The sequence below is a fragment of the Ruegeria meonggei genome (assembly GCF_900172215.1).
Taxonomy (GTDB): Bacteria; Pseudomonadota; Alphaproteobacteria; order Rhodobacterales; family Rhodobacteraceae; genus Ruegeria; species Ruegeria meonggei.
In genome coordinates, this window is the sequence record NZ_FWFP01000012.1 from 40,398 (window position 1) to 53,988 (window position 13,591).

The 13,591-nt window shown below is 55.6% G+C and carries 17 protein-coding genes and 1 other RNA gene; 6 read left to right on the forward strand and 12 right to left on the reverse strand.

What is annotated here, in order from left to right; all coding sequences use genetic code 11:
• Window positions 1-22: 22 nt before the first annotated feature.
• Window positions 23-256, reverse strand: coding sequence for a sulfurtransferase TusA family protein (locus RUM8411_RS17850; RefSeq protein ID WP_085824081.1), 234 nt, complete (start codon window positions 254-256; stop codon window positions 23-25).
• Between the two features lie 105 nt (window positions 257-361).
• On the opposite strand from RUM8411_RS17850, the gene RUM8411_RS17855 reads away from it, so the two are divergent.
• The 4 genes from RUM8411_RS17855 to RUM8411_RS17870 all read left to right on the forward strand — a co-directional run bounded on the left by RUM8411_RS17855 (window position 362) and on the right by RUM8411_RS17870 (window position 4,693).
• The gene (locus tag RUM8411_RS17855) at window positions 362-1,114 is read left to right on the forward strand and encodes a cytochrome c biogenesis CcdA family protein (protein ID WP_085824082.1); all 753 of its coding nucleotides are present in this window, start codon (window positions 362-364) and stop codon (window positions 1,112-1,114) included.
• A gap of 63 nt (window positions 1,115-1,177) precedes the next feature.
• The gene (locus RUM8411_RS17860; protein ID WP_085824083.1) at window positions 1,178-2,392 is read left to right on the forward strand and encodes a hypothetical protein; all 1,215 of its coding nucleotides are present in this window, start codon (window positions 1,178-1,180) and stop codon (window positions 2,390-2,392) included.
• Complete coding sequence (locus RUM8411_RS17865; protein ID WP_085824084.1) at window positions 2,389-3,738, forward strand: cytochrome P450; 1,350 nt, start codon at window positions 2,389-2,391, stop codon at window positions 3,736-3,738. Before RUM8411_RS17860 ends, RUM8411_RS17865 begins: the two co-directional genes overlap by 4 nt.
• Before the next feature lie 73 nt (window positions 3,739-3,811).
• The gene (locus RUM8411_RS17870) at window positions 3,812-4,693 is read left to right on the forward strand and encodes a fructose bisphosphate aldolase (protein ID WP_085824085.1); all 882 of its coding nucleotides are present in this window, start codon (window positions 3,812-3,814) and stop codon (window positions 4,691-4,693) included.
• Here RUM8411_RS17870 and RUM8411_RS17875 read toward each other — a convergent pair.
• From RUM8411_RS17875 to fumC, 4 genes are read right to left on the reverse strand one after another with little or no spacing between them, the layout of a single operon-like run.
• Window positions 4,628-5,302 carry a DNA-3-methyladenine glycosylase I gene (locus tag RUM8411_RS17875; RefSeq protein ID WP_085824086.1) on the reverse strand — a complete coding sequence of 225 codons (675 nt, stop codon included), beginning with the start codon at window positions 5,300-5,302 and terminating at the stop codon, window positions 4,628-4,630. The two genes, RUM8411_RS17870 and RUM8411_RS17875, sit on opposite strands and share 66 nt — an antisense overlap.
• Window positions 5,303-5,362: 60 nt before the next feature.
• Complete coding sequence (locus RUM8411_RS17880; RefSeq protein WP_085824087.1) at window positions 5,363-5,584, reverse strand: ribbon-helix-helix domain-containing protein; 222 nt, start codon at window positions 5,582-5,584, stop codon at window positions 5,363-5,365.
• Window positions 5,581-5,757, reverse strand: coding sequence for a DUF4169 family protein (locus RUM8411_RS17885; RefSeq protein WP_085824088.1), 177 nt, complete (start codon window positions 5,755-5,757; stop codon window positions 5,581-5,583). The genes RUM8411_RS17880 and RUM8411_RS17885 overlap by 4 nt, the downstream gene beginning before the upstream one ends.
• On the reverse strand, window positions 5,754-7,151 hold the full coding sequence (fumC, locus tag RUM8411_RS17890) for a class II fumarate hydratase (protein ID WP_085824089.1): 1,398 nt from the start codon (window positions 7,149-7,151) through the stop codon (window positions 5,754-5,756). Before fumC ends, RUM8411_RS17885 begins: the two co-directional genes overlap by 4 nt.
• Before the next feature lie 208 nt (window positions 7,152-7,359).
• On the opposite strand from fumC, the gene RUM8411_RS17895 reads away from it, so the two are divergent.
• Window positions 7,360-7,923, forward strand: coding sequence for a hypothetical protein (locus tag RUM8411_RS17895; RefSeq protein WP_306372902.1), 564 nt, complete (start codon window positions 7,360-7,362; stop codon window positions 7,921-7,923).
• A gap of 16 nt (window positions 7,924-7,939) precedes the next feature.
• Here the strand turns inward: RUM8411_RS17895 and RUM8411_RS17900 are convergent, their stop codons facing one another.
• The 7 genes from RUM8411_RS17900 to RUM8411_RS17930 all read right to left on the reverse strand — a co-directional run bounded on the left by RUM8411_RS17900 (window position 7,940) and on the right by RUM8411_RS17930 (window position 12,714).
• Entirely contained in the window at window positions 7,940-8,398 is a 459-nt protein-coding gene (locus tag RUM8411_RS17900; protein ID WP_085824090.1) for an SspB family protein, read from the reverse strand.
• 76 nt (window positions 8,399-8,474) lie between these two features.
• Window positions 8,475-9,728 (reverse strand): chromate efflux transporter, encoded by a 1,254-nt coding sequence (chrA, locus tag RUM8411_RS17905; protein WP_085824091.1) that lies wholly within the window; start codon window positions 9,726-9,728, stop codon window positions 8,475-8,477.
• A complete protein-coding gene (locus tag RUM8411_RS17910; RefSeq protein WP_085824092.1) occupies window positions 9,725-10,540 on the reverse strand; it encodes a chromate resistance protein ChrB domain-containing protein in 816 nt (271 codons plus the stop codon). The genes chrA and RUM8411_RS17910 overlap by 4 nt, the downstream gene beginning before the upstream one ends.
• Window positions 10,541-10,670: 130 nt before the next feature.
• Window positions 10,671-11,102 (reverse strand): ester cyclase, encoded by a 432-nt coding sequence (locus tag RUM8411_RS17915; RefSeq protein WP_085824093.1) that lies wholly within the window; start codon window positions 11,100-11,102, stop codon window positions 10,671-10,673.
• Window positions 11,103-11,202: 100 nt separating this feature from the next.
• Window positions 11,203-11,573: a transfer-messenger RNA gene (gene ssrA, locus RUM8411_RS17920) on the reverse strand.
• 36 nt (window positions 11,574-11,609) lie between these two features.
• Entirely contained in the window at window positions 11,610-11,972 is a 363-nt protein-coding gene (locus tag RUM8411_RS17925; protein WP_085824191.1) for a DUF4345 family protein, read from the reverse strand.
• Window positions 11,973-11,982: 10 nt separating this feature from the next.
• Window positions 11,983-12,714 carry a FadR/GntR family transcriptional regulator gene (locus RUM8411_RS17930; RefSeq protein ID WP_085824094.1) on the reverse strand — a complete coding sequence of 244 codons (732 nt, stop codon included), beginning with the start codon at window positions 12,712-12,714 and terminating at the stop codon, window positions 11,983-11,985.
• A gap of 85 nt (window positions 12,715-12,799) precedes the next feature.
• On the opposite strand from RUM8411_RS17930, the gene RUM8411_RS17935 reads away from it, so the two are divergent.
• The gene (locus RUM8411_RS17935; protein WP_234995287.1) at window positions 12,800-13,591 is read left to right on the forward strand and encodes a DUF2182 domain-containing protein; all 792 of its coding nucleotides are present in this window, start codon (window positions 12,800-12,802) and stop codon (window positions 13,589-13,591) included.

Below are 13,591 nucleotides of genomic sequence, written 5' to 3' on the forward strand. Positions count from 1 at the left end.
TTTTGGGTAGGCAGTTTTGCCCTCAGCCAGTTTTTTGAATGACGTAAATCTGGTGCCCGTCTGCATCGTCCTGCGAAAGCAGTTGATGCCCGCTTTCAATGCAGAAATGCGGCACGTCTATAATGGCGGCCGGATCATCCGCCAGTACACGCAACACGCTGCCTTCGGGCATGGATTTCAAGCGTTTTCGGGCTTTTAGAACCGGCAGCGGGCACAACAGCCCCAGCGCATCGAGCGTTTCCGTAGGATCAGACATAAACCTCAGATATTTGCACTTTGTCGTGGTGTCCAGCGTGCAACCACGAGGATGTGACCGAATGGCCCCGTGACGCGGTGGGTATGATACCATATGTGCTGATCTATGTTCGGAATAGAAATCATAGACGCGGGCCTGCTGCCCGCCATGCTCGTCGCTCTGCTTGGCGGGTTGATCAGCTTTTTGTCTCCCTGCGTTTTGCCTATCGTTCCCCCCTATCTTGCCTATATGAGCGGTGTGTCGATCAATGAGATGCAGGACGAAGCGCAGGCGCGGCGCAAGGCAACTCTGTCGGCGCTGTTCTTTGTTCTGGGCCTGTCGACTGTGTTCTTGTTGCTTGGATTTACCGCGTCGGCTTTCGGGGTGTTTGTACTGAAAAATCAGGTCTTGTTTGCCAAACTATCGGGCGCGGTTGTGATTGTCTTTGGTCTTCATTTCCTGAACGTCATTCGCATTCCATTCCTTGACCGTGAGGCGCGGATTGAAGCGGGCGATTCTGGCGGTTCCGTGTTCGGCGCCTATATTTTGGGTCTTGCTTTCGCGTTTGGCTGGACACCGTGTATTGGTCCGCAATTGGGGGCGATCTTGTCGCTGGCCGCGTCCGAGGCCTCGGTTGCGAGGGGAACCTTGCTGCTGGGCGTTTACGCGGCGGGGCTGGGAATTCCGTTCTTGCTGGCGGCAATGTTCCTGAACCGGTCGATGTCCGTCATGAACCGCATCAAACCGCATATGGCAACAATCGAAAAGGTGATGGGCGGCCTATTGCTGTTTGTCGGCATCATGCTGATCACCGGACTGTTCACCGAATTCAGCTGGTGGCTGCTTGAAACATTCCCAGCGCTGGCCAATTTTGGCTAATCGACCGATCTGACTTACCTTGGCGTTCATGCTGCGCTAACCTGCACGGCAGAAGGTAAGGCTATGAGCAGTCAACAAAATCAGCCTCAGGTTCGCAGGCGTCGGGTGTTTTACATTCCCGGCTACGATCCGATTCACCCGCGCCGATACCGCGAACTCTATCGCAAGGAAAGCCAGGCGCAGGCCGCGATCTCGGGGTACGAAATTTCCCTGTCCCCCAAATCGGACGAAGGACCGTATGGCTGGCATGTCCGCTCGCGTCAGGACGGGGTGGATATTCAGGCGGATATCGACGTGCTGGTCTGGTCGGACATCGTGCGCGACACAATGGCGACCTCGATTCCAGCGACTTATCTGCAATTGGTCCGAACGGCCTGGATCTATATCGGGTCCGGGACGCTTTGGCGACTGATGAGGTTGCGCAAAGGTCCGGTGATTGCGGCGCTCTACCCGGTTGGAATGCTGATTGTGCAACTTGCTGTCGCCTTTGCAGTTGCTTGGGGTCTGACTGCACTGCTTACCCCAGTGGTTGGCTGGCTGGCGCTGATCCCTGCGGCGGTTGTTGTATACGCGCTGCTTCACTGGTTTCGCAAAATCGATCACCGGTTGTTTGCCTATTACCTGATGCATGACTATGCCTATTCTGCTGCGCAAAAGGGCGCAATTCCGGCAGAATTGAACGCGCGCCTATCCACGTTTACGGACCATATTCGCGGCGCTCTGACCTCGGATGAAGATGAGGTTTTGGTGGTCGGCCATTCCTCGGGAGCACATCTGGGCGTTGCAGTGCTGGCTGATCTTATCCGCACGGGCGCAATGTCAGACCGCCATCCACCACTGTCCTTTCTGACATTGGGACAGGTGGTGCCGATGGTTTCTTTTCTGCCCAATGCCGACGCATTGCGCAGCGACCTGCAATTTCTATCTGAACGGGACGAACTGACATGGGTCGACGTATCAGCACCGGGGGATGGCTGCGCCTTTGCCCTTTGTGATCCCGTGGCAGTGACCGGAGTAGCAACGGAAAAGACCCGCTGGCCACTGGTGTTGTCCGCAGCCTTTACGCAAACCCTGACACCAGAACGCTGGCAAGAACTGCGCTGGCGGTTTTTTCGACTGCATTTCCAATATCTGTGCGCATTTGATCGACCGAAGGATTACGATTACTTCAGGATCACGGCAGGGCCGCAGACTTTGGGGCAACGCTTTTCCCAGCGCGCGCCGTCAAAGTCGCGTATCGAACGACCGACCTCAAAATACAGATCGGTTCGGCCATGAAACCGCCAAAGCCAACACCTCGTCCGGACAAGGTAACGCTTTGGCAGTATCTAAAGCTGTTTCGCAAAGACCTGCTGTCGGCCCAGCCGCAGCGCCTGTACCGCGCCTGGATGGCCGAGTTTCGCACACCGTTCTTCCGGTCTTATCTGGTGAACCAGCCCCACCTCGTTGACACGGTCCTGAAACAACGCCCTGACGATTTCCCAAAATCCAATCGCATCAGCGAAGGCCTGCGCCCGCTGCTGGGCAATTCGGTATTTCTGACCAATGGTGAGACATGGAAACGGCAACGCCGCATTATTGATCCAGCTTTTGAGGGCGGGCGGCTGAAGGACACATTTCCCGCCATGCTGGGTGCCGCACAGGCCTGTGTCGAGCGTTTACGGGACCAGACCGGAACCGTTGTAGAATGCGAAGAGACTACCAGCCACGCGGCGGCTGATGTGATTTTCCGAACGTTGTTCTCGGTCCCGATCGAGGATGAAGTGGCTGCTCAGGTGTTTGACAAATTCCAGGATTATCAACGCCAGCAGCCTTTGTTGAACCTTGCGGCCTTTATGCCGATCCCGCGTTGGGTACCGCGCGTGCATTCCCGAACTACACGCAGGAATGCCAAGGACATTAAGGCATTGATCACTCGGCTGACGTCGGAACGGGCAGAGCTGATCGCCAAGAGGCAAGCACCGGACGATCTTGCCACCAAGATCATGACCACGCCCGATCCCGAAACCGGGCGCTGCTTTGACACGCGGGAAATGGTGGATCAGGTCGCGATTTTCTTTCTGGCCGGTCATGAAACCAGTGCCTCGGCCCTTGCCTGGACATTGTACCTGGTGGCGCTTTATCCCGAATGGCAGGAAAAGCTAAGCGCGGAGGCGCAGGCGCTGGACGCATCTGACTTTGCCGCTGTGTCCAAGCTCCGCCTCAGCCGCGATGTGTTCCGCGAGGCGCTGCGGCTGTACCCACCGGTGCCGATGATGGTGCGTGAAACCACATCTCCCGAACACTTTCGGGGCAGGGATGTTCCCACGGGGTCACAGATCGTACTCAGCCCCTGGCACCTGCATCGTCAGGAACGCTTGTGGGACCGACCGGATGAATTTGATCCAACACGGTGGAGCACCGAAAACGGCAAAAGCTGCCAACGCACGGCTTATATCCCGTTTTCGGCTGGCCCTCGCGTTTGCACCGGGGCCGGGTTCGCCATGATCGAAGGACCGCTTTTGCTGTCCACATTGCTGCGGCATTTCCGGTTCGAAGTTGTCGAGGGGCGAACACCCGTTCCGGTCGCACATTTAACGGTCAGATCCAAAGATGGAATTTGGTTGCGCGTGGTTGAGCGCTAACAAACTACCATCACCCTCCGCCTTGCTGTATGCGGTTGCAAAACGCGGAATCATTATTGAACGGGAAACTCTTATGTCCAAAGCACAACAGCGCGAGCAAATGTCGAACGGCGCAGGATTCATTGCGGCACTGGATCAAAGCGGCGGTTCGACGCCCAAGGCGTTGGCTTTGTACGGAGTTGAAGAATCCGACTACAGCTCGGACGCAGAAATGTTCGGTGAAATTCAGAAAATGCGCGCCCGGATCATTCTGGCCGACGAATTCACAAAGAACAAAGTGATTGGTGCGATCCTGTTCGAACGCACCCTCGGCGAGCAGATCGACGGTCGCAAAGTTGCCGATTACCTGTGGTCGGTCAAAGGCATCGTGCCGTTTCTGAAGATCGACAAAGGTCTGGAGGAACAAGCCAACGGTGTTCAGGTGATGAAACCGATCCCCGGCCTAGCGGAAACATTGGCCAAAGCAGAAGGTGTTTTTGGCACCAAGGAACGCTCGGTAATCCATGAGGCCAATGCCGAAGGGATCGCCGCCGTGGTTGCGCAGCAGTTTGATGTCGCCCGCGAAGTGACCGCTGCCGGAATGATTCCGATTGTTGAACCAGAGGTGAACATCAACTCGGCCACCAAAGCCGAAGCGGAAGATATTCTGAAGGCTGAGATTCTGAAGAATCTCGACCAGCTGGACGAAGGGCAGGATGTGATGCTGAAACTCACCATCCCCAACAAAGCGAACCTGTTCGACGCCTTGGCGGATCATCCGCGTGTTCTGCGTGTTGTAGCTCTGTCGGGTGGTTATTCGACTGAACAAGCCTGTGATCTGCTGAGCCAGAACGGAAAGATGATCGCATCTTTCTCACGCGCTTTGACCGAAGGCCTGTCCAAACAGCAATCAGATGCCGAGTTCAATGACGCTTTGGGCAGCAATATCGACAAGATCTTCCGCGCTTCGGTCTGAGTGGCGCAATTCCGGTCTGATGAAATCGCGGCGCAACTGCGCCGCTTTTTCCCGCATGACGCACCCGATTGCGTGGTCGTTCACCAGCCCCATAGCCTGCATGAACGCAAACACGGTGGTTGGGCCGACAAATTTCCAGCCGCGTTTCTTCAGATCCTTGGACATAGCCACGGATTCCGGTGAGGTGGACGCTGTTTGCGGCTCGGGCGAGGTTTCAGCCTCATACCGCCAAACATAGGCGGCCAAAGAGCCTTCAGCCGCCACAAGTTCTTGTGCGCGGCGAGCGTTGTTGATCACGGCTTCGATTTTACCGCGGTGGCGTACAATGCCCTTGTCTTGCAAAAGACGTTCAATATCTGCCTCGTCAAACTCGGCTACCGCATTGTAATCAAACCGATTAAAGGTCTTTCTAAAGTTCTCTCTCTTGGCCAGAATGGTGCGCCAGCTTAGTCCGGACTGAAAGCTTTCGAGGCACAATTTCTCGAACAATCTCTGGTCGTCGGCTACCGGGTAACCCCATTCCTGATCATGGTAGTCATAGAACTCAGGGGCGGAGCTGCACCAGCCGCATCGTGGTAGGCCGTCTGGCCCGGGAATGGTGTTGCTCATCACTTGTACTCTTTTTGTTCTCGGTAAAGATACAGGTAAGTCAGCGAAGGATGCAAGGGATCAGTTGGGGGTTCTGTACCACTTCAGAATAAACACCCGAATGGCCGAAGCCAGACCAATTTCGGGATCACGCGCAACATCAATTTCTGCCGCTAACACATTGATTGGAATTTCTTTCGCCTGCGCGATCTCTCGAAAGGCGAGCCAAAATTCATCCTCAAGCGAGACCGAAGTGCGGTGACCTTTTAGGGTCAGGGATCGTTTGACCGGGCGACTGCTCATTCATCCAACTCACGATCATCCAAGTCTCGATGAAACTTGTCACGTTCGAATTTACTCTCAATCTTTTCGGATTTGGTCCGTCCGAATTTCACGGCGTTTTGGTCTGCGCGGGCCTTTGACTGGGCCCGCGCTTTTTCCTTTCGATACCGGTTCAGGTTGACCGGCTTGCTCATTTGTCCTTGGGGCCGATCATATGTTCGGGGCGAACTACGGCGTCAAAGGTTTCCTCATCCACAAAGCCCAACGCGATTGCCTCTTCTTTGAGGGTCGTGCCGTTCTTATGCGCCGTCTTGGCGACCTTGGTGGCGTTATCATAGCCAATGGTCGGCGCCAGCGCAGTCACCAGCATTAGCGATTCTTTCATCAACTTGTCGATCCGCGGTTCGTTGGCCTGAATGCCCAGCAACATACGTTCGGTAAAGCTGTCGGTGGCGTCACCGAGCAATTGAATGGATTGCAGCAGGTTGTAGGACATCATCGGGTTGTACACGTTCAACTGGAAATGACCCTGCGAGCCTGCAAACTTGATCGCGGCGTCATTACCCATCACATGGGCGGCGACCTGTGTCAGTGCTTCGGCCTGCGTCGGGTTCACTTTCCCGGGCATGATCGACGATCCGGGCTCGTTTTCCGGCAGGATCAACTCGCCTAGACCAGAGCGCGGACCAGAACCCAACAGGCGGATATCATTGGCAATTTTATAGCAAGATCCAGCAATGGTCGCCAAGGCACCAGACAGGAAGACCATGGCGTCATGAGCGGCCAGCGCTTCAAATTTGTTTGGCGCAGTAACGAAGGGCAGGCCGGTGATCTCAGCCATGTTGGCCGCGACTGCCTCATCCCATCCGTGATGTGTATTCAGGCCGGTGCCAACAGCAGTGCCGCCTTGTGCCAGCTCATAGATGCCGGGCATCGAGGTCACAACCCGTTCAATCCCCTGACGGATCTGATGCGCGTAGCCGCCAAATTCCTGTTCCAGTGTCAGCGGGGTGGCGTCCTGCGTATGCGTCCGGCCGATCTTGATGATGCCTTCGAATTCCTTGGCCTTCTTCTCCAGGGCCGAAGCGAATTTCTCTAACCCCGGCAAAAGAACGTCCCTCACGCTCATTGCGGTGGCAATGTGCATGGCGGTGGGAAACGTGTCGTTCGACGATTGCCCCATGTTGCAATGATCGTTGGGGTGCACTGGGTCTTTTGAGCCGATAACACCGCCCAGAATCTCAATCGCACGGTTCGCGATGACCTCGTTCGAGTTCATGTTCGACTGGGTGCCCGACCCGGTCTGCCAAACAACCAGCGGAAAGTTGTCGTCGAACTTGCCATCGATCACCTCACCGGCGGCCTGAATGACTGCGTCCGCGATTTTGCCGTCCAGTTTTCCAATCGCCTTGTTTTCCATGGCGCAGGCTTTTTTGATCACGCCCAGCGCCCGCACGATGGCTGTGGGCTGCTTTTCCCAGCCGATCGGAAAGTTCATGATTGAACGCTGAGTCTGGGCGCCCCAGTACTTATCAGCAGGGACTTCCAACGGGCCAAAGCTGTCGGATTCGGTGCGGGTCTGAGACATCGGTCACTCCGTCTTGTATGCAGTCGTATGCCGTGTACCCGTGACAGTGTCATCGTGCAATCGGCCAGTTGCGCACACCATAAACGTATGGCCTGCAAAGGTATAGAAGCGGGGGGTGCGTCATTTTTCTTTTGAAAGGCGGTCACAGCGGCATTGTGCGCAGGGATGGCTGGGTTACAATCAATGCATCACCACATTGGAGGTTGAGGTGGGTATTATTGATAGGACCCGTCCCCTGAAGATCATCGCATTTTCACTCGGGATTTTATTTTGGACCGCTTTGTCAACCGTTCAAGCCTTTGCGGCAGACATTTCGGCTTTTGTCGGCGATTATGTCGGGTCCGCAACCGTGGTGGACGGTGACGGAACCGAAACCCCACGCGATATGAGCGTGTCGATCCACGAAAACAGGCAGGGCTTTAACGTCAGCTGGAAAACGACGACCTACAAGTTGGACGGACGTGTCAAGGATCAAAAATTCTCGATTGATTTCAACCCGTCCGACCGGTCCGACGTTTATTCAGCAGCAATGAAGCGCAACGTGTTCGGGCATGAGGTGCCGCTGGATCCGATGCAGGGTGAGCCATTTGTCTGGGGTCGTATCGAAGGTGATACGCTGACCGTGTTTTCCCTTTTTATCGGTGAGACAGGCGATTATGAGCTGCAGCAGTTTGACCGCACACTGGCCGACGGCGGACTGAACCTGTCCTTCTCAAGGTTTCGAAACGGGATAAAATCCCGCTCCGTTGAGACGTTTCTGAAAAAGAAATAGAGGCCGCTGTACGGCGTTACTTCCGGAAACTGTCCAGAGACACCACATCGGCGTCCTGGTGGTCTTCTTCCTCTTCGACCTCAATCGAATCTTCAACATAGGCTTCGCTCTCGTCTTCATCTTCGGGGCTTTCAAAGCGCAAGCCGAATTCGACGGATGGGTCCACGAAGGTCTTGATTGATCCGTACGGAATATAAAGCGTCTCGGGTGCGTCACCGAAGTTCAGCGTGATGCCGAAACCGTCATCTCCGACTTCGAGATTCTCGAACCAGTGCTGCATGACAACGGTCATTTCTTCAGGATACCGCTCGCGCAGCCAATCGGCGAGCTCAACACCATCCTGACGTGTATCAAAGGTAATGAAGAAATGATGCGCGCCCGGCAGGCCGTTTTCAGAAACGTCGGTCAAAACGGTTTTGATCAGCCCGCGCATCGCGGTGTGCATCAGGTTTCCATAATCGATGTCTTGCGACATGTGTAATCCTCAAAAGTGGTTAACCTCAGAATAGAGGTTTTCATCGGAAACGAAAGACCGGGTATCAGGTGATTGTTCAAAGGAAATGAAATCCCATTCCAATCGCAGCAACAACGGTCAGAGTTGTTGCCATTCCAAATTTAAACTTAAAAATCAATAGGCCAGCGATCACCGTCAGGATCAAAGCCCTCAGGTCCAGGCTTGTAAGCTCCGGCCACGGTAGGGTCACTGGCCCCCAGGACTGGTTGGGAACTTCTGCGAAAAGAACGTTCAAACCAAACCAAACGGACAGGTTAAGAATCACACCTACGACAGCGGCGGTGATCCCGTGCAATGCCGCAGACAAACGAGGGCGCGCCGCCAATTGATCCAGGTAAGGGGCCGCCAGAAATATCCAAAGGAAACAAGGGACAAAGGTTGCCCATATTGCGACCATACCAGCAGCTATCGCAAGCGTTGCCCCACCCGATATCTGACCCGTCAGCATGGCGACAAATTGGGTTACCAGAATCAAGGGGCCGGGCGTGGTCTCGGCCAGACCCAACGCGTCTATCATCTGATCGGTACTGATCCACTGGTGTTTGTCCACGACAGTCTGGGTCATATAGGCCAGCACGGCATAAGCGCCGCCAAAGGTCACAACTGCCAAACGGGCAAAGAACCATCCCAAATCACTGAGCAGTTTCTGCCCCGATAGGTTGAGCGCAAGCAGTGGCCCAAGCCACAACATCAACCACAGGGCACCCATTCGGATCATGCCCGTCACCTTGGGAGCCTGGGGGATGTCTGAGGTCTGAGGCTGTCCCTGAAACGTGACAAATCCCCATATTGCCGCGACCATAATAATCAGCGGGAACGGTAGGTTCAGCGCAAAGATGGCCAGGAATCCCAGCCCGGCAATCGCCTTGTGCTGCGTATCTGTAAGCGCCTTGCGCGACAGGTTTCTAAGTGCCTGCAGCACGATGACAATGACCGTTGCCTTCACCCCCAGAAACCCGGCTTGAACCAAGGGCAGGTTACCAAACGCCGCATAAAGACCGACAAGGGCTGCGATGATAAAGGCACCGGGCAGGACAAACAGGGCACCGGCGATCAAGCCACCGGTGACGCCGCGCAGTCGCCAACCTGCATAGGTGGCCAATTGCATAGCTTCGGGGCCGGGTAACAGCATGCATAGCGACAGCGCCCGCAAATATGTCTGTTCGTCCAGCCAGGGGCGTTTTTCTACCAGTTCCTGATGCATCAATGAGATTTGGGCGGCGGGGCCTCCGAAGGAAAGCAGGCCAATACGCCCAAACACACGGACCAATTCTGAACGTGTCGGTGTCATGCCTTGCGATCCGTCGGCCAGTCATGCCCTTCCTCGGACCCGTCCCGTGCCCAACGGTAAAGCGCATCATAAAGGTGCAGCCCTGCCGCAAGGTTTTGGTGGTCGTCGCGGTATTGCCGGGACAAGCCTACCGACACGGCCAGCAGCCCTGCCGCCTCGGGCGCAAGGTTGTGGCGGTTGGTATCTGCCGCCCGAACAACCGTGGCGAGACGGTCCAGGGCTGGGGTGTGCAATGCGAACTCATCAAGCATGGTGTCGAAGGTGCAGTGGTCCTCTCGGTGGGTCCAAAACGTGTTTTCGATATCAAACGGCGTGGCGCCAAAAACCTCGGCAACCGAGGTGACTTCGGATGGGGCCACAAACAGGAAACGCGCCGTGGGATCGACAAAGCGGCGGATCAGCCAGGGGCAGGCAATACGATCGATTTTGGGGCGATGACGCGTGACCCAGAGTGTCGTGCCCTCAACGCGTTCGGGCAAAGCGTTGGCGGGGACACGCGGCGCATCTGTTATGGCACGCCAACCGTACATGCCACCCTCCAGATACTCGGCGTTACATCCTTCGCTGCGCAGCCATGAGACCAAGCCCTGACTGAGCTTTTTGCCTTTTTGGCAAACGATAACGGCCGAACGGTCGCCGATCAGACCGACAAGGCCCTGAAAGTCCTGCGCTGCATGGCGCCTGGATCCAGGGATCAGATAGGGATCAGCTTCAAAGTCGGGGTCCAGACATATGTCGATCAAAACCGGTGCCTGAGGCGTTCCGATCAGTCGCAACAACTGCTTTGGGGTAATTGAGTTTGGCGCGGGCATAGCATGTCTCCTGGTTTAGGCGGATACATGCGAAACTTGGGCTGACGCCTCACGGGGCGTTCGCAATCTTACCCCATGGCCATTGCTTACGTGCAAGCGCCATGAGGGTCAAGATTACGTGGGCATTACATCAGGCCCATTCCAGCCTTTGACCTGTCATGCAAACGGGCAGAGTGTCTTCAGGAAACTGGCCAAGTTGTTCGAACAAAGAGATGAAGTCGAACTGGTTATATGCCTCGACCATGCGCCCATCACGTACACGGGCAATAACGCTGCCAGCGGCCTGCAATGGGGCGCCGTTGTCCGCACGGGTCGTTTTCACCTTGATAATGGCAGACACCCAATCGTCCTGTTCAATAACCTTGGGCAGTTCCACATGAATCTCTCCAAGGACATGCCGAAACGCCATGACAAGATCGCGGAATTCATCGGCGCCAACCTGCATTTCCGGGATTATTCCTTCGGCCATCGTGTCTGGCGCAAAATACTGGTCGATTGCGTCGGTATCTCCCTTTTCCCAGACCTCGGCATACCAGTCCCTGAGTAAATCCGCGTGTGCCATCCCAGCTCTCCTTTTCCTGTCGCCGTCAGCATGAGACGAAAGAATGAAAAAACTCTGAACGTGAACAAGACGTTGGGAATACAGCAAACATTTGGGTGGAAATGCAGGTTTCTGTTGCCAGGTACCTGCGAACCCCGCCTTACGCGGCTAGGCGCAAGGGCTTAAGTTTCGGTCTTGCTACTGCTTACGCAGCAACTGCAACCGGAGCACGATTGTCATTTGCAATTGTACTTTTTGGGCCGGTACGGTGGCACCCCGCCGAAACAAAGCTAACCCCTTTAGACGTTCGTCGATCCTATTTCGGCCCCCCGATTCTGACGAAATCCTCAAATGAAGGATACCTCCAGAAGGTATATGGTGGAGCCGCCGGGTACCGCCCCCGGGTCCGATCCGCTTATTACGAGCGCGTTTATGTCCATAGTCCCGAAGGACATACCCTATATAGGTGAGCATGAAGCTGGATGCAAACCGGGAATTTCTCACCCCGGTCGGTTATAAAACAATATCTTACGCAGATTTGTTGATGTTCGCCAAAATCAACCACAGAGCAAGAACCAGTTCGATTCCACCAAATATCAGCGCCTTGGCCAAAGGTGGGTTGTCCAAAACAACCGACACAAACCGGCCAAGGGCGGCGCCTGCGTAAACCACGCCCAGCATTGCATAGGCCATGGGGTTGTTCAGCCACAAAACGGCCACCCCGGTGACTACGAACAACCCGCCGACTGACGCACGCATCTCACTTAGGCCCATATTGCTGGTGGTTGGGGCCAGATCCAATGAGGTGGCCGTCCAGGCTGGGGCCAGAAATCCGAACAGACCAAAGACGATGGTCAGGATGGCAGCAGCTATGTTCAGGGCAGTGATCATCGACACCTCATCACGCGGGTTTGCGTCGCTGTTGGGCGACATCCTGCGCCAGTTTACGCGTGTAGTTTTCAAGCTTTACAAGTGTTGCGTCCACTCTGTCACCGTCACGGTTTTCCAGCGCATCCGCGATTTGGGTATGCAGAACGATGATTTCTTCGCGGGACCGGGCGGTGAAAGTGATCATGTTCATCAAGGGCTGCATCGCCTCAACTGCACCGGCGAGTTGATAAGACAGAACCGGGTTGCCCGCACCGTCGACAAGCGCGCGATGGAAGGCGACGTCCGAAGCGCAGAAAGCCTCATCCGTCAGGCCAGGCTGGGCTTGGCGAAAAATCTCGGCGCGCATGGTGGCCAGTTGATCGGCGGTCCGGCGGTGGGCCGACAGCGGTGCGCAGGCCCGTTCCAACGCATAGCGCGCCTCGCACGCGGTATCGAAGCTGACCGCATTCATCGACAAAAGCAGCGTCGAGGTGGTGATCTGCTGGGTATAGGCATCTTCAAACCCCAGCCGATTGACAAATGCACCGCCCGTCGCGCCCCGTTGCGTGCGTATAAGCGATTGTGCAGCAAGGCGTTTCAGCGCTTCGCGCACGGTGGGCCGGGAAACGTTGAACTGATCAGACAGTTCCGCCTCGGACGGCAATCTCTCATCCACGATCAATTTGCCCGAGACGATTGCATCCCGAATGGCCTGAGCGATTTGGGCTGATAAATCCGCAGGTTTCTGGGGGTCGATTTTCATTTTCCGGGAGCCGTAGGTAATTTTCATTTGTCTGACATTTAAAAGTCTGACATTTGAATTGCAAGAACTGAGTCGGGAGGAAGAAGTGAGTCGCACAGTTCTCCGCAACGGATTCTGGTTGGGATTCTACGCCCTGATCCTGTGGTCGTGGTGGATGATGTTCACCATGAGCCGCGATATGGATCTGGACTGGGTCGGCCGCCCCGGTCCGATGGGCGAGGCCATGCGCGCCATGGACCCCCGCATGGACATGTACATGCCGATGGCTGAGTTTGGCCCGTTGTTCTGGATGTGGGCGATCATGATGGCGGCCATGATGTTGCCTACTCTGGTGCCAACCCTGCGCAGCTATGATGACCTGATCCGCAGCGCCAATGGCACGCGGGCAGGGTGGATCGGCGTTCTGACCGGGTATTTCATCGTGTGGGTAGGCTTCGCAGCGCTGATTACAGGTGTGCAACTGATCCTGCTTTTTGGCGGCGTTGTGGATATGCTGGGTATTGCCAAATCAACCTACCTGTCGGGCGGTCTGTTGATTATCGTCGGCGCATTCCAGTTCACCCGCGTTAAAGAAGTGTGTCACGGCGTCTGTCATTCACCCATGTCCTATTTTCTGGGCCATTGGAAAACCGGTTTCGCAGGCGGGCTGCGGATGGGCCTTGGGCTTGGCACCTTCTGTGTCGGCTGCTGCTGGGGGTTCATGGCTCTTGGCTTTGTCGGCGGTGTCATGAGCCTGTTGTGGATGGGCGCAGCGACCTTTTTCATGGTGTTGGAAAAACTACCCCAGATCGGGCACGCTATCACGCGCCCGCTGGGATTTGCATTGATCGCAGGCGGGCTTTTTTTGCTCGTCTACCCCTTAGCTTTCGGAGGATAA